We start from the raw sequence: 18,824 nt of genomic DNA on the forward strand, positions 1-18,824 counted from the left end.
AAATCAGTTCGCCGCGACCCGCGCGTTCTGGCCGTCACCTTCGGGCGCGGCGACGATGTCGCGCGTGGTGCCGCCCTTGTCGACGATCTTGGTGTCGGGATCGCCGGCATCCGAGCGAACGCCCGGGCTCGCCGAATCACCGCCGGCCTGGTCGAGCGTCGAGCGTTCGGCCTGGCTGCGCGGCGCGGGGCCGCCGAACAAGGCGTCGAGCGCCTGTGCCGACGGGTTGTTGTCCTGCGGGCGAGCGACGCCGGGCTGCGGCGGGCGCAGCGAGAAATCGGGCGGCACGACCAGCGGCTGGCTGCGCGCGACGGCATATTCGTCGGGGCGTGCCCGGTCGAACCCGCTACGATGCGCGCATCCGGACAGCAACGCGGCAACGCCCGCAACGGCGACGATCGACACAAGCTTACGCATTCGAATTCTCCACTTCGCTCGGCTCTATGCCCTGCACAGTCTTGGGCTTGTCACGCACCAGCAAGGCACGCGCGAGCAGGATGAGCACCCCCACCGTAATCGCGGTGTCGGCAAGATTGAAGGTCAAAAACGGCGACCAGGTGCCGAAGTGCAGATCGGCATAGTCCTGCACGTAGCCGAGCCGCACGCGATCGACGATATTGCCGAGTGCCCCACCCGCGATCATGCCGAGCGCGAACTGGTCGGTGCGGTTGGCTTCGCGCCACATCCATACCAGCACCGCGAGCGCGATGGCGCCGGTGAGGACGACGAGCATCCACGAATGTTCGGGCGCGACGCGCAGGAAACCGAGCGACACGCCGGGGTTGTGGACGTTCTGCAGCTTGAAGATCGGCAGGACTTCGCGCTCCGCGCCTTCATAGGTCAGACCGATCGGTCCGACGACGAGCCACTTGATGACCTGATCGACCGCGAAGAACGCGATCGCCGCGATCAGCCCGACCTTGGGCACCTTCCCCATCACTTCACTGCCTCTGCACAGCGGTCGCACAGGCCACCGTCCGCCGCCACTTCGGGCAGATGGCGCCAGCAACGGCCGCATTTATGGAAATCGGTACGCGCGACCGACAAGTCGCCCTGTGCGACTTTCGCGACGATGAACGTCTCGGCCAGCGCATCGGCGTCGGCGGGCAGCTCGGGCACGGTCACCTCAGCCTCGAGGCTCGACTTGATCACCTTGTCGCGGCGGAACGGCTCGATCGCCTCGGTCACCTGCACGCGCAGGCGGCGGATGTCGTCCCAATTGGTCGCGGTCGGCATGTCGCCGGGCAATTTGGGCAGCACCGGCCAGTCGAGGAGGTGCACCGAGCCTGCATCCGCTGCATTGGCCTCGCTCGGGAAGCGCGTCTGCCACGCCTCTTCGGCGGTGAAGCACAGGATCGGCGCGGCGTAGCGGACGAGCGCGTGGAACAGCGTGTCGAGCACAGTGCGATACGCGCGCCGCTTGGGGTCGGTCGGCGCGTCGCAATAGAGGCAGTCCTTGCGGATATCGAAGAAGAACGCCGACAGATCGTCCTGCGCGAAATCGGTGAGCAGGCGGAGATAGCGGTTGAACTCGAACCCTTCCGCCGCCGCCTTCAATTCGACATCGAGCTGGCCGAGCAGGTCGAGCACGTAGCGTTCGAGCTCGGGCATGTCGTCCGTCGCGACTCGTTCGTTCTCGTCGAACCCATCGAGCGCGCCCAGCAGATAGCGGAAGGTGTTGCGCAGCTTGCGATACGCGTCGGACGCGGTGCCGAGCACTTCCTTGCCGATCCGCACGTCGTCGAAATAGTCGGTCGACGCGACCCACATGCGCAGGATGTCGGCGCCCGATTCCTGGATGATCTTCAGCGGATCGACGACGTTGCCGAGACTCTTCGACATCTTGCGCCCGTTGCCGTCGAGCGCGAAGCCGTGTGTCAGCACGGCATCGTATGGCGCGCGGCCGCGCGTGCCGCAGCTTTCGAGCAAGCTGGACTGGAACCAGCCGCGATGCTGGTCCGAGCCTTCGAGATAGAGGTCCGCGCGGACGCCCTCGCCATAGCGCGCCTCGATCGTGAAGGCGTGGCTGGAGCCGGAATCGAACCACACGTCGAGAATGTCGTTCTGCGGCTCGTAATCGGCGAGAGCGTAGTTCGGGCCGAGCAGCGCCTGGTGGTCGGCGGTGAACCATGCATCCGCGCCGCCCGCCTTGAAGGCGTCGACGATCCGATCGTTGACCGCGGTGTCGCGGAGGTATTCGCCCGTCGCGCGGTTGACGTAGAGCGCGATCGGCACGCCCCACGCGCGCTGGCGGCTGATCACCCAGTCCGGACGGCCCTCGACCATCGATCGGATGCGGTTCTGGCTGCGTTCGGGCACCCAGCGCGTCCGCTCGATCGCATCGAGCGCGAGTTCGCGCAGCGTCGGGCCGTTACCCTGCGCATGGCCGAGCATCGGATCGAACCCGGGCGTATTGTCCAGCATAGGTGGCAGCGGCGGCATCAGCGCCTCGGCCGGGGTCGCACCCGCGCCGCGCTGGCTCTGGTCCATCGGGATGAACCACTGCGGCGTCGCGCGCTGGATCACCTTGGCTTTGGATCGCCACGAATGCGGATAGGAATGCGCGAAATCGTCGCTCGCCGCTAGCAACGCGCCAACGCTCCGCAGATCGCTGCAGATCGGCCCGTCGGACGCCACGAACTTCTTGTTGATGACGCTCCCCTGCCCGCCGAGCCACGCCCAGTCGGGTCGATAGAAGCCCGCGCCGTCGACCGCGAACACCGGGTCGATGCCGTGCGCCCTGCACAGCAGGAAATCGTCCTCGCCGTGATCGGGCGCCATGTGGACTAGGCCCGTGCCCTGATCGGTGGTGACGAAATCGCCAGGGAGGAACGGGCGCGGCCGCGCGAAGAAGCCGCCGAGATGGTGCATCGGGTGGCGGGCAATCAATCCGACAAAATGCTCAGGCTTCAACCGCCAACGGGGTTGCCCGGCAGGATCTTCGTTCGTCCAGCCCGTCCGTTTCTCGAACTCTGGGAAGAGCTTTTCGGCGATCAGAACCGATCTCATCTCGTCGCCATTGCCGACGAGATAAACGGCGTACTCGATATCTGGGTTGTAAGCGATCGCTTGATTGACCGGGATCGTCCACGGCGTCGTAGTCCATATGACGACCTCGGAATCCCACATGCCATCCGGAGCGTTAGGAGCTTCCGCTATCTCAAACGCCACGTCGATCTGCGTCGACACGACATCCTCATATTCGACCTCGGCCTCGGCCAGCGCGGTCTTTTCCACGGGTGACCACATCACCGGCTTGGCGCCGCGATAGAGCTGGCCGCTTTCGGCGAACTTGAGCAATTCACCGACGATCACCGCTTCCGACGCATAGTTCATCGTCAGATACGGATCGTCCCATTCGCCCATCACGCCGAGCCGCTCGAACTGCTCGCGCTGCACCGCGACCCATTTCTCGGCATAGGCGCGGCATTCGGCGCGGAACTGCGCGACCGGCACGTCGTCCTTGTTCAGCTTCTTCGCGCGATACGCTTCCTCGACCTTCCACTCGATCGGCAGGCCGTGGCAGTCCCAGCCCGGAACGTACGGCGCGTCCTTGCCGAGCAGCGTCTGGCTGCGGACGACGATGTCCTTCAGCACCTTGTTCATCGCATGGCCCATATGGATGTCGCCGTTGGCGTAGGGGGGGCCGTCGTGGAGGATAAAGCGTTTGCGGTCTTTCCGCTGCTCGCGGAGCTTCCCGTACAGATCCATCGCCGCCCAGCGCGCGAGGATCGCCGGCTCCTTCGCCGCGAGCCCGGCCTTCATCGGAAAGTCGGTCTTGGGCAGGAAGACGGTGTCGCGGTAATCGGCGGGAGGGGTCGGATCAGTCATAGGTTGGCGGGCATTAGCGGAGGTTTCCGAGCGCGTCATCCAAATCCTCCCCGTTCACGGGGAGGTGGCAGCGCGAAGTGCTGACGGAGGGGGCGGGCCGCGAACGATTCGCCTGCCGTCCGCCCCCTCCACCACCGAGCTACGCTCGGCGATCCCCCTCCCCGTCCCGGGGAGGATTGTGCTGGCAATGTTGGATTTCGGCTGCCAACGTCGTCCAGCTCTTTGAATTCGTTGGATTCGGTCAGCCAAGACGACGGCGTCGCAACGCCGTCGATAGTGTCAACCTAGTGTCAACTTTGGAGGCGCCGCTTCGCCGTCGCCACGTCATCCGCCATCTGCGCCTTCAGCGCGTCGAGGCTGTCGAACTTCGCCTCGGGCCGGATGAAGTCGATCAGCTCGACCGCGATGCTCTGGCCGTACAGGTCGCCGTTGAAGTCGAAGAAATAGGGCTCGAGCAATTCGCGCGGCGGGTCGAAGGTCGGGCGCACACCCAGGTTCGCCGCACCGTCGAGCACGCGGCCGTCGGCTAATCGCCCGCGCACCGCGTAAATCCCGAACCTCGGCCGCAGGTAATTCGCCATGTCTATATTCGCGGTCGGATAGCCGAGCGTGCGCCCGACCTTGTCGCCGTGCTGCACCGTGCCCTCGATCGTATAGGGCCGGGTCAACAGCCGCGCCGCCGCGCGCGGATCGCCGGCGCGCAGCGCCTCGCGGATGCGCGTCGACGACACCGTCTCGCCGTCGAGCTGCACCGGCGAGATCGTATCGACCGCGAAGCCGTTCAGCGCACCCAGCGCGCGCAGCAGCGGGATGTCGCCGCTCCGGCCTTTCCCGAAGGTGAAGTCCTCGCCCGTCGCGACCCCGGCCACGCCGAGATCGCCGACCAGGCATTGCGCGACGAACGCTTCCGCCGACAGCGCGGCGAGGGCGGCGTCGAACTCGAAGACGTACATCGCGTCCACGCCCGCGGCGGCGAACAGCGCGGCGCGCTGGTCGAGGCTGGTCAGCCGGAACCAATCGCTGTCGGGCCGGAAGTAGCGCATCGGGTGCGGGTCGAACGTCGCGACGATCGCGGGCCCCCCGGCGTCCCGCGCGCGCGCCACCGCCGCGCCGACCACCGCCTGGTGCCCGAGGTGAAACCCGTCGAAATTGCCGAGCGCGACGTACCCGCCGCGAAACGCATCCGGCACCGCCGAGCCGCTGGAAAGCCGCTGCATGGCGGCGCCTTTAGGCGGGCCGCGCCGGTTACTCAATCGCGTTCGAGGCCGACGAAGCTGTAGGCCGGGCGGTCACCCTCTGCGGCATGATCTTCGCGCGCGACCTCGCGCCAGCCAGCGAAGGGCGGGACCGTCACGTCGCCCACGGCGTCCGCATGCACCTCGGTCAACTCGACCCGATCCGCGTGGGATGCGAACAGCGCGAATATCTCCGCGCCGCCGATCACCGCCGCATCGTCGCCCGCGAGCGCTAGCGCCTCGTCGACCGAATGTGTTACCTCCGCCCCGTCCGCGCGCCAATCGCGGTCGCGGCTCAGCACGATGTGCCGTCGTCCGGGGAGCGGCGCGGGGAAGCTGTCGAACGTCTTGCGCCCCATGATCATCGGCTTGCCCATCGTCAGCGCCTTGAAGCGCTTGAGATCGGCGGGAAGGTGCCACGGCAGCTTGCCGTCGCGCCCGATCACGCCGTTGTCGGCGCGCGCGAGGATCAGCGTGATCAGGACCCGCGCCCGAACATCGCCTGCCATTGCGGACGGTACCGCACGTCGCGGATGCCGATCGGATGATAGGGGTTGGGCCCACGTGGCTGCATCCCCGCCGGCAAGTCGAGATCGAACACGTGGATCTGGTCGACCGGAATGCGCAGCGCGCGATAGGCGGCCCGGATCAGCGGCACCGTATTCTCGCGCTGGTTATACGCCGCCTGCCAACGGTCCATCGGCGTTGCGCTGGGCAACGACAGCCACGGCGCCGGGTGGCGGTCGGCGCCGGTGAAGTCCCACGGGCTGGAGAACAGCACGACGCGGCGTAGCGGGTATTTCTTGGCGATATAGGCGGCCATGCCCGCACCTTGCGACAATCCGCCGATCGCGATGCGGTCCCAGCGCGGCGTATTGCCGTCGAGATAGCGCCCCCAGCCGATCCCCGGCTGCTGCTTGTCGAGCCAGCGCAGCGCCGCGACCAGCCGAGGGACGATCGCTTCCGCCGGTGCGTTGGGCGTCGCCGCGAAATCGCTACCGAAGGCGCGCGCGTCGCGGAACTTGGCCGAACAGTCGGGATCGGGGTCGGTCGGGCAAACCTGCATCACCGCCGGCACGTCGTTATATTCGAGGCCGATCGCGCGATAGCCTTGTCCCGCTATGGTCTCGAGCATCGACGTCGTGTTCTCGGGCTTGCCCCCGGTCCCGGTCAGGAACACCGCCAACGCGGCATCCGCGGGCAGCGCCGGATCGGCGATCACGAGCGATGGTTCGTCGAACTGCTTGACCGCCGGGTCGGCAACCGACGGCACGACTCTGGTAACCTGAGGCGCCGCCGCCAGTGGCGTGGCAAGCAGCAGGGCCAGCAGCGCCAGCTTCTTCATACCGCCACCGGCGCCTTGATGTGCGCCTGCGCCTCATAGCCGACGAGCTGGAAATCCTCGTATTCGTAATCGTCGATCGACGGCGGCTTGCGCAGGATTTCGAGTTTCGGGAGCGGTCCAGGCTCGCGACTGAGCTGCTCGCGCGCCTGCTCCAGATGGTTCGAATAGAGGTGGCAGTCGCCGCCGGTCCAGACGAACTCGCCGACGTCCAGACCCGTCTGTTGCGCAAGCATGTGGGTAAGCAGCGCGTAGCTCGCGATGTTGAACGGGACCCCAAGGAATATATCGGCAGAGCGCTGGTAGAGTTGCAAGCTCAACTTGCCGTTCGCGACATAGCATTGGAACAGGCAGTGGCACGGCGCGAGCGCCATCGCGTGGAGCTCGCCGGGGTTCCACGCGCTCACCACCATCCGGCGGCTCGCCGGGTTGACCTTCAGCGTCTCGATCAGCTCGGCGATCTGGTCGACGTGGCTACCGTCCGCCGTCGCCCAGTCGCGCCATTGCTTGCCGTAGACGGGGCCGAGGTCGCCGTTCTCGTCGGCCCATTCGTCCCAGATGCTGACCTTGCGATCGTTGAGCCATTGGACGTTGGTGTCGCCGCGCAGGAACCACAGCAGTTCGACGATGATCGATCGCAGGTGCAGCTTCTTGGTGGTGAGCACCGGGAAGCCCTGGCTCAGATCGAAGCGCATCTGGTGCCCGAACACGCTTCGCGTACCGGTGCCGGTGCGGTCCATTTGCTCGGCGCCATAGTCGAGCGCGCGCTGCATCAAGTCGAGATATTGCCGCATGCCTGTCGTTTAGCCTGCGCCGCCGGGGCCGCCAAGCACGGTCGGAAACTCCGTTGTGGACAGGTCGTCGCTTGGGCGGAGCACGGCACTCTGCGCAGCATCCGCGGATGGCATCGCTACCTGAGCAACCCACGTATCGCGACCGCGAATGGGCGCGCGGGTTGTTCGCAAGCCTTGCGCAGGAACCACGCGAAGCCGTTGCTTTCACGTATTTCGATCCGGAATGGCGCTATCTCGGCGCGCGGCATTGTGCGTCGGGCGATCACGAAACCGCCACCGTGCCGATCCGCGAAGTCGCACGCGACGTGCTCTCGCTCGACGCGCGCTTGGTGCTGATGGCGCACAACCATCCGAGCGGCGACCACCGGCCGAGCAACGACGATCTGGCGGTCACCGTGCGACTGGCACGCACGCTAGACGCGATCGGCGTGCGGCTGGTCGATCACCTGATCCTCGGGGCCGACGGCTGTACCAGCCTGCGCGACGAGGGCTATCTTTAGCCGCCTAGGCGGCATGCCTTGATGTCCCTGGGCTCGGGACGCGGGCCGACCGCGCGGAACCGCGCCATATAGCCGCCCGCCGATGGCATCTCGTCGAACGCCACCAGTTGATAGCCGACCGCGGCGAATTCGCATTGCAGCAGCTTGGGCGGCGTGCCGTGGTCCTGCGTCGGGCGGTTGGCGTCGACCACCACGATCTGGCCGTCTGGCTTGAGCGAAGGCCGGATGCGCCACAGGAACTCGTACGGCTGCTCGATCTCATGGTACATGTGCACCATTAGCACGCGATCGAAGCTGCCATTGTCGGGCAGTTTGGGGTTGGCCGGTTCGCCCAGCTTCACGCTGACATTGTCGAGCCGGTCGCGCGCGACGCGCTGCGCCAGTGCGTCGCGTACTTCGGGCACGATATCCTCGGCCAGCACGCGGCCGTCCTTGCCGACACGGCTCGCCAGGCGGATCGTATAATAGCCCTCGCCCGCGCCGATATCGGCGACGGTCATCCCCTTGGTGACGCCCGATTTGTCCATCACCTCGCCGGATTCGTTCAGGCGGTCGCGCGCTTCCTCGGTCGACCAGCGCGGCGATACGATTCGCGCGACCGGGCGGTCGGCGGCAGGAAATGGGCCCGCATCGTCGGGCTTTTCGCGCACCGTCGCCGGCCCGCCGTCGCATGCGGCGAGCAAGGCGAGCGTAGCCAACCCCCATCCCGTTCGTGTCGAGCGAAGTCGAGGCACGCTGGTGGGATGACCGCTTCTCGACTTCGCTCGAAGCGAACGGAGGAAGGAAGTGGCGGCCATCATCAATCGACGTCCTCCACCTCGACCGCTTCGCCGGTCACGCGCTGCGACAGCGCGGCGGCCATGAATGGTTCGAGATCGCCGTCGAGCACGTCGGACGGGCTGGTCGAGGTGACGCCGGTGCGCAGGTCCTTCACCAGCTGGTAGGGCTGGAGCACGTAGCTCCTGATCTGGTGCCCCCAGCCGATATCGGTCTTGGTCGCATTCTCGGCGTTCGCCGCCGCCTCGCGCTCGGCGAGCTCGCGTTCGTAGAGGCGCGCGCGAAGCTGGTTGTACGCCTCCGCCTTGTTCTTGTGCTGGCTGCGCTGGTTCTGGCACTGCACGACGATGCCGGTGGGGATGTGCGTGATGCGCACCGCGGAGTCGGTCGTGTTGATGTGCTGCCCGCCCGCGCCGCTCGCGCGGTACGTGTCGATGCGCAGGTCGCTTTCGTTGTAATTGACCTCGATATTCTCGTCGACCACCGGATAGACCCACACGCTCGCGAAGCTGGTGTGGCGCCGCGCCGCGCTGTCATACGGGCTGATCCGGACGAGGCGGTGGACGCCGCTTTCGGTCTTGGCATAGCCGTAGGCATTCTCGCCCTTGAGCAGCAGCGTCGCCGACTTGATCCCCGCCTGCTCGCCCGAATGCTGATCGATCAGTTCGACCTTCAGGCCATGGCGTTCGCCCCAGCGCTGGTACATCCGGCTGAGCATCCCCGCCCAGTCCTGGCTCTCGGTCCCGCCGGCGCCGGCATTGATCTCGACATAGGTATCGTTGGCGTCAGCCTCCCCGGCCAACAGCGCCTGGATTTTGTCATGGTCGGCGCGCTTCGCGAGCTCGGCCAGCGCGTCGATCGCCTGGCTCTCCATCTCGGCATCGCCCTCGGCCTCGGCCATCTCGACCAGCTCGATATTGTCGGCGAGCTCGCTCTCGATCTCACGCGTCGCCGCGATCGCCTCGTCGAGCCGGCGGCGTTCGCGCATCACCTCCTGCGCAGCCTTGGGGTCGTTCCACAGCGCCTGGTCCTCGACCCGCGCGTTCAGTTCGTCGAGCCGGCGAAGCGCACGGTCCCAGTCGAGGAACCGCCGCAGCAGCGCCAGCGCCTCGTTGATCGTATCGACATGCGATTGCGCCTCGGCGCGCATCGGGAGAACTCCATTCAGAACACGGGCGCACGGAAACCCGCCGCGCGCGCAGCAATATAGGATGCAGACCTAGTAGATACCGCCCTGCCGTTGCAAGAAATCGCCGTCGCCCGAATCGGCGGGCTTGGGCGGCGGCGGTGCCTTGGTCGCGGTCGGGGTCGGCAAGTCGCGGCGGATCGGCGCGCGGCGCACCTCGCTTTCGGGCTTGAACGCTTCCCAGATCACCGCGGGCTTGGGATCCTTGTCGTTCGGCCAGGCGCCGAACACCGGGCGGCCGCTGGTGCGGTCGATCCGTACCATGCGGATGCCTGGCGGGGCGCGGAACGGGATCTTGGGCATGCCCTCGTACGCCTTGACCGCCCATTCCTTGAAGATCGGCGCGGCGAGCGTGCCGCCCTGTGCGTAGCCGCCCAGGTTCACCGGGCTGTCGTACCCGATATAGACCCCGCCGATCATCTGCGGCGTGCCGCCGATGAACCACACGTCCTTCGGCCCGGTATTGGTGCCGGTCTTGCCGAACATCGGCCGGTCGAGGTCGCGCAACACCACCGCGGTGCCGCGCTGGATCACGCCCTCGGCGATGTGCACCATCTGGTACGCACTCATCGGCTCGACGATCTGCTTCAGGCGAACGACCGGGCGCGGCATCGGCTTGCCGTTCCAGTCGGGCGCGTTGCAGCGGTCGCACGCGCGCCAATTGTCCGGCCAGATCACGTTGCCATGCCGGTCCTGGACGTAATCGATCAGCGTCGACGGCCGCCCGCGCCCGTTATTCTCGAGTATCGAGTAGGCGTTGACCATCCGCGACACGGTGGTCTCGCCCGCGCCAAGCGAGTAAGCGAGATAGGGCTTGTATTTGCCGACACCGATCGCATCCATCAGCTTGACCACGTTGGGCATCCCGATCTGCGCGGCGGCGCGCACCGTCATCAGGTTGCGCGATTGTTCGAGCCCCCAGCGCAATGTGTGCGGCCCCGAGCCACCTTCGTTGCCGAAATTCTTGAAGCACTTCTGCCCCAGCCGCGCGCCCTGATTGACGCAAAACGGGCCGTCGACGATGATCGACGCCGGGGTCAGCCCGTTCTCGAGCGCCGCCGCATAGACGATCGGCTTGATCGTCGACCCCGGCTGGCGCATCGCCTGTGTCACGCGGTTGAACGCCTGGACTCGGCTGTCGAACCCGCCCTGCATCGCCAGCACGCGACTGGTCGCCGGCTCCTCGACCATGAAGCCGCCCGAGATCTTGGGGATCGTCTGGAGCGTGAAGCCCCCGCCCGAAGGCGACACTGCCAGGATGTCGCCGACCTTGATCGCGCCCGACGCGGAGCCGCCGCCGCCGCGAATCGGCATAGACGCGGCGCCGCGCGGCATCGTGCCGGTCGATCCGTCGGCGAAGCCTAGGCGGAAATCGCCGCTCGCGTCGATCACGATTCCCGCGCGCCAATCCTCGTAATCGAGCGCGATATTGCTGCCGAGCAGCGCGCTCTGCCAGCTTTGGCCGATCTCGACATGCCCGAGCGGCCCGGTCCAGCCGCGCCCGCGATCGTATCGCAACAGTCCGTCACGCAGCGCCTTTTGCGCCAGCGCCTGCTGGTTGGGATCGAACGAGGTGCGCACCCAGAGACCACCGGCATAGACGCTGTACGGGTTACGCCCGCCGTCGCTGTTTTCGCCGAACTTCTCCATCAGCTGGCGGCGCACTTCCTCCATGAAATAGCCGGGAACTGATTCGAACGACGCGGTGCGCTTGTTCACCGTGCCGAGCGGCGATGCCTCGGCGGCGTCGTGCTGCGCCTGGGTGATGTAGCCATTGGCCAGCATCTCGTTGAGCACATAGTTGCGCCGCGCCAGCGCGCGCGCGGTCTGGCGATCGGGGTCGTAGCCCGACGGCGCCTTGGGCAGGATCGCAAGATAGGCGAATTGCGGCAGCGTCAGCTGGCTGACGTCCTTGTCGAAATAAGCATGCGCCGCCGCCTCGACGCCGTACGCGTTGCGGCCGAGGAAGATCGTGTTGAGGTAGATTTCGAGGATCTGCTGCTTGGTCAACACATTCTCGATGCGATAGGCGAGGATCGCTTCCTTGAGCTTGCGGCTGTAGCTGTGCTCATTGCCGGTCAGCAGGTTCTTCGCGACCTGCTGCGTGATCGTCGAGGCGCCGCGCGCGCGCTTGCTGCTGAACATATTGTCCCACACCGCCGACACGACGCCGAGATAATCGACGCCGTGGTGCGAGAAGAAGGTCTTGTCCTCGGCCGACAGATAGGCGGCGACGAGCAGCTTGGGATATTCGTCGAAGCTCAGCTGCACCCGCCGCTCGCGCGCATAGGTGTAGACCGGCATGCCGTTGGTATCGCGGACGTTCGACGGCAGCGGCGGCTCGTAGGTCTTGAGCGTGTCGACCGACGGCAGACCGGGCAGCACGAAGATCAGCAAGGCGACGTACGCCAGCGCGATCAGCGCGGCAAAGAACGCGAGCACCTTGACCCACCAGCGCTTCCACGCGCGGCGCGCGAAGGCACCGAACGCGCCGGCCTCGCGCCGAATCCTGGTACTGGTATTTTCCGAACTGGCCGCCGACATCACGCGCCGCATTAGCAGGAACGACAGCGCTTTCCAGCGGGGATCGACGGACCGTGCCGCGTCGTCAGTTCGACGCGAGCCGTTTCGCGAAATTGATCTCGACCGCGCGTTCCACGCTTATCGCGATGCGGCGGCGGCCATCGGGCGAATCGAGGAAGGCGGCGTCGTTGGGATTTGAGATATATCCCGTCTCGAACAGGATCGACGGCATGTCGGGTGCCTTGAGCACCATCAGCGACGCCATCTTGTGGAAGTTGGGGCGGAGCGGCATCAGCGGCGACGCTTCGCGACCGAGCAGCCGCGCGAACGCCGCGCTCGCGTTCATGGTCTCTCGCTGGGTCAAGTCGATCAGGATCGACGACACGTCGGCATTCTCGCCGCCCAGATCGATCCCGCCGATGATGTCCGCCTTGTTCTCGCGCGACGCGAGCTTGGCGGCCTCCTTGTCGGAGGCGACCTCGGACAAAGTATAGACCGAGGCGCCCGAGGCATCGCCCGTCCCGACGCTGTCGCAATGGATCGAAATGAACAGATCGGCCTTCAGCTTGCGCGCGATCCCATAGCGTTCCTGCAAGACCAGGAACCGGTCGTCCTCGCGCGTCAGTGCGACGCGTACGCGGCCGGACTTGAGCAGCTCGTCGCGGATCGCCTTCGCGATGCGGAGCGTCACGTCCTTTTCCTTGAGCCCGGTGGTTGGCGAAATGGCGCCGGGATCGAACCCACCGTGCCCCGCATCGATCACCACCAGCGGCCGGTCGGCGTCGCCCTCGACGCGCGGCAGCGCCAGCGTCTTGCTCGGACTCGGGACCGGCAGCGACACTTGGTACCGCGCCGGGGTCAGGCTTGCATCCGGCATGTTGAACGGCGGCAGGAAGCGCAGCTTGCCCTCGGCCGCCGCGCGCGCGAAATCCGAATCGTCGACCGTCTTGAGCTGCAGCGTCAGCACGCGGCCGCTCGCGCCGAATTTGCCGCTGGCGATCACCGCGGGGCGCGTCAGGTCGAACACCACGCGAGCACCACCGTCGCGCGCGCCCTCGCGCACCGCGCCGATCAGACCGCCAGCCTCGACCGTCCCGCCGGGGCTCGCGCCGTTGACGTCGAGCGCGACGCGATGCGGCGAAGCGAGCAGGAAGCTGGATGCGTCGGCAACGCGCTGGTCGAAGGTGACCACGACCGAATCGTTCTTCACCTCGACGCGCTGGATCGTGCCTGCCCAGGCGGGGGTGCCGCCGAACCACAGAGCCAGCAGGGAGAGGATGAACGACACGCGCACGTAATGGCGCGCCGGCTTGTTACCGGTCCAGCGAAAAACCATGTGCGAAAGAACCCCTTTCGAACTCCCGAATTGGTCAGGGGTATTGGCGCGGCCGCGCTGCCACACGGTGAAGCGATGAGGTTAACCGGCAATTCGGCATATTTTTGCCGGCAAAAACGGCAACATGCTGCCAGTTGAAGCGGAGCGTCGGGGATGCTACTTCCACCGACAACCGGGCTTTCGCGCGTATTGCGTGGGTCCGGTCCAACGGCCGCCCCGGCGTTATCGGGTCAGGCGGCCTATCCAGGTTGACGCTCGCAATGTTGCATTTTTCCCGTTTCCCGCTCCGCCCGGCCTTGGCCGGCGGCTGCGTCGACGGGGTTGTCCCGGGCCGCGCGCCCGGGCGTGCGCGACGAGCGAAAGACGCACATCCACCCAACCGCACCGCCCGGCGATTTGCCGGCAGCGCGCGACTTATCGGCGCGCCCCCTCCCCTGACACGGGATCGGCGCGCCCGGAGAACACTAAATGACCATGCGTATGTTGATCGACGCACGCCACCGGGAGGAAACCCGGGTGGCGGTCGTCAAGGGAAACCGCATCGAGGAGTTTGATTTCGAGAGTGCCGAGCGCAAGCAGCTCAAGGGGAATATCTATCTAGCCAAGGTCACGCGGGTCGAGCCGTCGCTGCAGGCGGCGTTCATCGACTATGGCGGGAACCGTCACGGATTCCTCGCTTTTTCGGAAATCCACCCCGATTATTACCAGATCCCCAAGGAGGATCGCGACGCGTTGCTCCGCGAGGAAGCCGAGCACGCCGCCGAGGAAGCCGCCTTGCGCGCCGAGCTCGACGCCGAAGACGACGAGCATCACGACGACGATGACCACGATCATGAGCCCAGCGAGGACGAGATCGAGCGGCTCGACGACGACGGCGCGCCCGACGAGGACGTCGCCGCCGAGAAGGAAAGCGTCGGCCGCAACCGCCGCCGCCGGGGCGGGTCCGAGGACCAGGTAGACGCGCTGCGCGAGCGCCGCATGAACTTGCGCCGCCGCTACAAGATCCAGGACGTGATCAAGCGCCGCCAGGTGCTGCTGGTCCAAGTCGTCAAGGAAGAGCGCGGCAACAAGGGCGCGGCGCTGACCACCTATCTGTCGCTCGCCGGGCGTTACTGCGTGCTGATGCCCAACACGTCGCACGGCGGCGGGATCAGCCGCAAGATTTCGCACGCCGGCGACCGCAAGCGGCTGAAGTCGATCATGGCCGACCTCAAGCTGCCGCAATCGATGGGTTGCATCGTCCGCACGGCGGGACTCCAGCGCACCAAAGTCGAGATCAAGCGCGACTTCGATTATCTCGCGCGCCTGTGGGACGGTATCCGCGAAACTACCCTCGCCTCCGCAGCGCCCGCGCTCGTCTATGGCGACAGCGACCTGCTCAAGCGTGCGATCCGCGACATTTACAACAAGGACATCGACGAGGTGATCGTCGAGGGCGACGAGGGCTATCGCCAGGCGAAGGAGTTCATGAAGCTCCTGATGCCGAGCCACGCGCGCCGCGTGAAGCATTACAGCGACCCAGTGCCGCTGTTCCAGCGCGCCGGCGTCGAGGAACAATTGTCGGCGATGTACAACCCGGTCGTCCAGCTCAAGTCGGGCGGCTACCTCGTGATCAACCCGACCGAGGCGCTGGTGTCGATCGATATCAACTCGGGGCGCTCGACCCGCGAGCATTCGATTGAGCAGACCGCGACCGCGACCAACCTTGAGGCCGCGCACGAGATCGCACGCCAGCTGCGGCTGCGCGACATGGCCGGCCTCGTCGTCATCGACTTCATCGACATGGACAACAATTCCAATGTCCGGAAGGTCGAGAAGGCGATGAAGGAGGCGCTGAAGAACGATCGCGCGCGCATCCAGGTCGGCCGGATTTCGAGTTTCGGGCTGATGGAAATGAGCCGTCAGCGGCTGCGCACCGGCGTGCTCGAAGCCTCCACGCGCCAGTGCCCGCACTGCGAGGGCACCGGCCTGGTTCGCACCGCATCCTCGGCCGGTCTGTCGGCACTGCGGCTGATCGAGGACGAGGCCGCGCGCGGCCGCGGGTCGATCCTGACGCTGCGCGCCAGCCAGGAAGCGACGATCTACGTGCTCAACAAGAAGCGCGCCGACATCGCCGAGATCGAGGACCGCTACGGCGTCCAGGTCGTGATCCTGCCCGACGGGGAAACCGAAGGGGCGCGCATGTCGGTCGAGACGAGCGGTCCGCCGCCCGCCTACCAGCCCAAGTTCGAGGTGGTTGTCGAAGAAGAGGAAGACGATTTCGTCGAGGACGAGATCGACGACGCCGAGGACGAAGCCGAGGCAGACGGAGATCGCCCGCAGCGCGGCGAACGCCGCGAGCGCTCGGCGGACGAAGACGGCGAAGGCCGCAAGCGCCGCCGCCGCCGCCGCGGCCGGCGCGGCCGGGGCCGTCCCGAGGGCGAGGAAGGCGGCGACGAGCATGTCGCGCAGCAGCCCGAGGGTGAGGCCGGAGAGGAAGGCGAAGACTCGCCCGAGCACGGGAGCGCCGACGAGGAAGGTGGCGAACCGCGCCGTGGTCGCGGGCGTCGCCGCGGCCGGCGCGGCCGTCGTGGTGACGGTGGGGGTGAGAGCAACAGCGATGTCGCACCGTCGGCGGACGAAGCCGATGCCGGCGACGCTGGTGCCGTGGTCGCGACTCACGCCAATCCCGACGTCCCCGTGACGGTCGAGCCAGATGCGGCGGATGCCGATGCCGCGCCGAAGCGCTCGCGCCGCCGTCCCCGCGCGCGGGCCGCCGAAGAAACCGCCGCGCCCGAGCCGGTCGCCGAAGCGGCGCCCGAGCCCGCAGCGGAGGCACCGGCCAAGCCCAAGCGCTCGCGCAAGAAGGCCGAGCCCGCCGCCGCTGAAGCTCCGGCACCGGCGATCGAAGCAGCTGCCGAAGAACCGGCCGCCAAGCCCAAGCGCAGCCGCAAGAAGGCCGAACCCGCGCCGGCTCCGGCGAACGACGCCGACGAAACCGCGCCGGCTCCCGACGCCGATGGCGCCGCGCCTGCCGACGCTGCGGCGGGTGTGGACGAAGACGGCCAACCGCGCCGCGGCGGCTGGTGGCAGCGCACCTTCGGCGCGTAAGGACGCGCGGCCCTGCGCTTCATGGCGGGTTCACTCGCCGGAGCGCAGGGCCGCGGCCGGATTGATCGCGGGCAGGAACGGGCGGATAGCGGGGATATGAAGCGTTACATCGCGATCATGGCGGCGCTCGTGCTGCTCTGGGTCCAGCCCGCGCGCGCGCAATCGATTCTGCGCGATGCCGAGACCGAGGCGATGTTCAAGGACATGTCGCGCAAGATGATCATCGCCGCGGGCCTGTCCCCGGCGAACGTCCAGGTCGTGCTGATCAACGACGATGAGATCAACGCCTTCGTTCAGGGCGGGCAGACGGTCTACATCAATTCGGGCCTGATCCAAGCGGCCGACAACGCCAACCAGGTGCAGGGCGTGATCGCGCACGAGCTCGGCCATATCGCAGACGGCCACGTCGTCCTCGCCGATGCCGGGTACAAACCCGCGATCGGGATCTCTCTCCTGAGCCTCGTGCTCGGGCTGGCCGCCGTCGCAGCGGGCGCGGGCGAAGCCGGGGCCGGCATCATGGCCGCCGGCCAGCAGGTCGCGATGGGCAAGGCGCTCGCCTTCACCCGCGTTCAGGAAGCGACCGCGGATGCGACTGGCGCCAAGTTCCTGCGTGAGGCCGGGATCAGCGGCAAGGGCATGCTGGAGTTCTTCAAGAAACTGGCGAACGAGGAATATCGCTATGGCATGGCCAATATCGATCCCTATGCGCAGACCCATCCGCTGTCGACCGAGCGCGTCCAGGCGCTGACCGCCGACCTGAAGGCGTCGCCCGCGTGGAACGCCCCGCCCGACGCCGCGCTGGAGGAACAGTTCAAGCGCGTGAAGGCCAAGCTGGAGGGCTATGTCGCGCCGTACGGACGGACGCTGACCGACTATCCCGAAACCAACAATTCGATCTACGCGCATTACGCGCGCGCCTATGCCTGGCACAAAGCGGGTTATCCCGACAAAGCCGATGCCGAAACGCGCGCGCTGATCGCGGCCAAGCCGCACGATCCCTATTTCCTCGAAATCCGCGGCCAGATTCTGCTCGAGGCGGGACAACCGAACGACGCGATCGCCCCGCTCAAGGAAGCGAGCGAGCTGACGCGGTACGATCCGTTGATCGTCACCACCTATGGCCACGCGCTGATCGCGACCGAAGACGCGGCCAATTACGCCGAGGCCGAACGTGTGCTGCGGATCGCGGTCAACAAGGACGACGACAATCCGTTCGCCTGGCTCCAGCTCGGCACAGTCTATGAGCTCAAGGGCGACACGGCGCGCGCCTCGCTCGCCACCGCCGAGCGCGCGAGCATGACCGGCGACACGCGCGTCGCGGTCTATAGCGCGCGCGCGGCGATGGCGGGCCTGCCGCCCAACACGCCCGACTGGATCCGCGCGCAGGACATCGCGCTGACCGGGCAGAATCAGCTCGACGACAAGAAGCGCAAGAAGAAATGAACGGGTTTGCATCGTCGCGCGGCGCGTTGCTGCTCGTCGCGGCCGCCGCCGCGTTGCTCGGCGCGAGCGCGACATTGCTGATATCGCATTTCGGCAGCGGATCGCAGATCCGCGACTATCTGCTCGCACACCCCGAAGTGATCCCGGAGGCGATCCAGCGGCTGCGCGACCGCGACAACGCCAAGGTGATTGCGGCGAACCGCGCCGACATCCTGACCCCGGTCGGTGATGCGTGGGCGGGGAATCCCAGCGGCGACGTCACCGTGGTCGAGTATCTCGATTACAATTGCGCCTATTGCCGCGCGAGTCTGGCAACCATCGACCAGCTGATCGCCGCCGACAAGGGCGTGAAGGTGATCTATCGCGAGCTGCCCGTGCTCAGCCCCGAAAGCGATACCGCGGCGCGCTACGCGATCGTGGCAGGCCGGTCGGGCAAGTATAACGCGCTTCACCGTGCGCTCTATGCCGGCGGACCGCTGACCGAGGCGAGCATGGACAAGGCGCTGGTCGATGCGGGGCTCGACCCGGCGAAGGTCAAGGCCGAAGCGAAAAGCGCGTCGGTCGACGCCGCGATCAAGACCAACCTGTCGATGATGCGCCCGCTCGGCCTGACCGGCACCCCAAGCTGGGTGATCGGCGACCGCGTCGTGTCGAGCGTGCTGAGCCTGGAGGACATGCGCGCCGCGGTCGAGGCCGCGCGCGCCGCGAAACCCCCGACCTGACGGTTGCGGACGCGCAACGGACGTCCCATCTGATCCCGCGACAGG

General features: G+C 66.8%; 15 protein-coding genes. 4 read left to right on the forward strand and 11 right to left on the reverse strand.

Features of this window, described 5'->3' with window-relative positions; all coding sequences use genetic code 11:
* Positions 1–3 precede the first annotated feature (3 nt).
* The 7 genes from E7773_RS04285 to E7773_RS04315 form a co-directional block, all read right to left on the reverse strand.
* Entirely contained in the window at positions 4–417 is a 414-nt protein-coding gene (locus E7773_RS04285; protein WP_293988642.1) for a DUF3035 domain-containing protein, read from the reverse strand.
* The gene (lspA, locus tag E7773_RS04290) at positions 410–937 is read right to left on the reverse strand and encodes a signal peptidase II (RefSeq protein WP_293988644.1); all 528 of its coding nucleotides are present in this window, start codon (positions 935–937) and stop codon (positions 410–412) included. The genes E7773_RS04285 and lspA overlap by 8 nt, the downstream gene beginning before the upstream one ends.
* Positions 937–3,831, reverse strand: a complete 2,895-nt coding sequence (ileS, locus tag E7773_RS04295) for an isoleucine--tRNA ligase (protein WP_293988646.1) — start codon at positions 3,829–3,831, stop codon at positions 937–939. The genes lspA and ileS overlap by 1 nt, the downstream gene beginning before the upstream one ends.
* Before the next feature lie 290 nt (positions 3,832–4,121).
* Positions 4,122–5,048 carry a bifunctional riboflavin kinase/FAD synthetase gene (locus tag E7773_RS04300; RefSeq protein WP_293988648.1) on the reverse strand — a complete coding sequence of 309 codons (927 nt, stop codon included), beginning with the start codon at positions 5,046–5,048 and terminating at the stop codon, positions 4,122–4,124.
* 32 nt (positions 5,049–5,080) lie between these two features.
* Positions 5,081–5,548, reverse strand: a complete 468-nt coding sequence (locus E7773_RS04305; RefSeq protein WP_293989040.1) for a dihydrofolate reductase — start codon at positions 5,546–5,548, stop codon at positions 5,081–5,083.
* On the reverse strand, positions 5,545–6,411 hold the full coding sequence (locus tag E7773_RS04310; protein ID WP_293988650.1) for a hypothetical protein: 867 nt from the start codon (positions 6,409–6,411) through the stop codon (positions 5,545–5,547). The genes E7773_RS04305 and E7773_RS04310 overlap by 4 nt, the downstream gene beginning before the upstream one ends.
* Positions 6,408–7,202, reverse strand: a complete 795-nt coding sequence (locus E7773_RS04315; protein WP_293988652.1) for a thymidylate synthase — start codon at positions 7,200–7,202, stop codon at positions 6,408–6,410. The genes E7773_RS04310 and E7773_RS04315 overlap by 4 nt, the downstream gene beginning before the upstream one ends.
* A 107-nt stretch (positions 7,203–7,309) precedes the next feature.
* On the opposite strand from E7773_RS04315, the gene E7773_RS04320 reads away from it, so the two are divergent.
* On the forward strand, positions 7,310–7,702 hold the full coding sequence (locus E7773_RS04320) for a JAB domain-containing protein (protein ID WP_293988654.1): 393 nt from the start codon (positions 7,310–7,312) through the stop codon (positions 7,700–7,702).
* Here the strand turns inward: E7773_RS04320 and E7773_RS04325 are convergent.
* The 4 genes from E7773_RS04325 to E7773_RS04340 all read right to left on the reverse strand — a co-directional run bounded on the left by E7773_RS04325 (position 7,699) and on the right by E7773_RS04340 (position 13,524).
* Positions 7,699–8,400, reverse strand: a complete 702-nt coding sequence (locus E7773_RS04325) for a class I SAM-dependent methyltransferase (RefSeq protein WP_293988657.1) — start codon at positions 8,398–8,400, stop codon at positions 7,699–7,701. The two genes, E7773_RS04320 and E7773_RS04325, sit on opposite strands and share 4 nt — an antisense overlap.
* 101 nt (positions 8,401–8,501) lie before the next feature.
* The gene (gene prfB, locus E7773_RS04330) at positions 8,502–9,629 is read right to left on the reverse strand and encodes a peptide chain release factor 2 (protein WP_293988660.1); all 1,128 of its coding nucleotides are present in this window, start codon (positions 9,627–9,629) and stop codon (positions 8,502–8,504) included.
* A gap of 69 nt (positions 9,630–9,698) precedes the next feature.
* The gene (locus E7773_RS04335) at positions 9,699–12,209 is read right to left on the reverse strand and encodes a transglycosylase domain-containing protein (RefSeq protein ID WP_293988662.1); all 2,511 of its coding nucleotides are present in this window, start codon (positions 12,207–12,209) and stop codon (positions 9,699–9,701) included.
* Positions 12,210–12,273: 64 nt separating this feature from the next.
* On the reverse strand, positions 12,274–13,524 hold the full coding sequence (locus E7773_RS04340) for an N-acetylmuramoyl-L-alanine amidase (protein ID WP_293988664.1): 1,251 nt from the start codon (positions 13,522–13,524) through the stop codon (positions 12,274–12,276).
* A gap of 480 nt (positions 13,525–14,004) precedes the next feature.
* Here E7773_RS04340 and E7773_RS04345 point away from each other — a divergent pair, with 480 nt between their 5' ends.
* From E7773_RS04345 to E7773_RS04355, 3 genes are all read left to right on the forward strand, one after another.
* Positions 14,005–16,614 carry a ribonuclease E/G gene (locus E7773_RS04345; protein ID WP_293989042.1) on the forward strand — a complete coding sequence of 870 codons (2,610 nt, stop codon included), beginning with the start codon at positions 14,005–14,007 and terminating at the stop codon, positions 16,612–16,614.
* A gap of 96 nt (positions 16,615–16,710) precedes the next feature.
* Positions 16,711–18,057: a M48 family metalloprotease gene (locus E7773_RS04350; protein WP_293988666.1), complete on the forward strand. Its 1,347-nt coding sequence runs from the start codon at positions 16,711–16,713 to the stop codon at positions 18,055–18,057.
* Positions 18,054–18,779 carry a DsbA family protein gene (locus tag E7773_RS04355; protein ID WP_293988669.1) on the forward strand — a complete coding sequence of 242 codons (726 nt, stop codon included), beginning with the start codon at positions 18,054–18,056 and terminating at the stop codon, positions 18,777–18,779. Before E7773_RS04350 ends, E7773_RS04355 begins: the two co-directional genes overlap by 4 nt.
* Positions 18,780–18,824 lie beyond the last annotated feature (45 nt).

Source organism: Sphingomonas sp., from assembly GCF_004799495.1.
Lineage (GTDB): Bacteria > Pseudomonadota > Alphaproteobacteria > Sphingomonadales > Sphingomonadaceae > Sphingomonas.

Excerpts from the sequence above, each read along its gene's own strand:
- E7773_RS04285 (WP_293988642.1), bottom strand. The coding sequence starts at position 417 with ATGCGTAAGCTTGTGTCGATCGTCGCCGTTGCGGGCGTTGCCGCGTTG.
- E7773_RS04345 (WP_293989042.1), top strand. The coding sequence starts at position 14,005 with ATGTTGATCGACGCACGCCACCGGGAGGAAACCCGGGTGGCGGTCGTC.
- ileS (WP_293988646.1), bottom strand. The coding sequence starts at position 3,831 with ATGACTGATCCGACCCCTCCCGCCGATTACCGCGACACCGTCTTCCTG.
- E7773_RS04300 (WP_293988648.1), bottom strand. The coding sequence starts at position 5,048 with ATGCAGCGGCTTTCCAGCGGCTCGGCGGTGCCGGATGCGTTTCGCGGC.
- E7773_RS04315 (WP_293988652.1), bottom strand. The coding sequence starts at position 7,202 with ATGCGGCAATATCTCGACTTGATGCAGCGCGCGCTCGACTATGGCGCC.
- lspA (WP_293988644.1), bottom strand. The coding sequence starts at position 937 with ATGGGGAAGGTGCCCAAGGTCGGGCTGATCGCGGCGATCGCGTTCTTC.
- prfB (WP_293988660.1), bottom strand. The coding sequence starts at position 9,629 with ATGCGCGCCGAGGCGCAATCGCATGTCGATACGATCAACGAGGCGCTG.
- E7773_RS04320 (WP_293988654.1), top strand. The coding sequence starts at position 7,310 with ATGGCATCGCTACCTGAGCAACCCACGTATCGCGACCGCGAATGGGCG.
- E7773_RS04310 (WP_293988650.1), bottom strand. The coding sequence starts at position 6,411 with ATGAAGAAGCTGGCGCTGCTGGCCCTGCTGCTTGCCACGCCACTGGCG.
- E7773_RS04350 (WP_293988666.1), top strand. The coding sequence starts at position 16,711 with ATGAAGCGTTACATCGCGATCATGGCGGCGCTCGTGCTGCTCTGGGTC.
- E7773_RS04340 (WP_293988664.1), bottom strand. The coding sequence starts at position 13,524 with ATGGTTTTTCGCTGGACCGGTAACAAGCCGGCGCGCCATTACGTGCGC.
- E7773_RS04335 (WP_293988662.1), bottom strand. The coding sequence starts at position 12,209 with ATGTCGGCGGCCAGTTCGGAAAATACCAGTACCAGGATTCGGCGCGAG.
- E7773_RS04355 (WP_293988669.1), top strand. The coding sequence starts at position 18,054 with ATGAACGGGTTTGCATCGTCGCGCGGCGCGTTGCTGCTCGTCGCGGCC.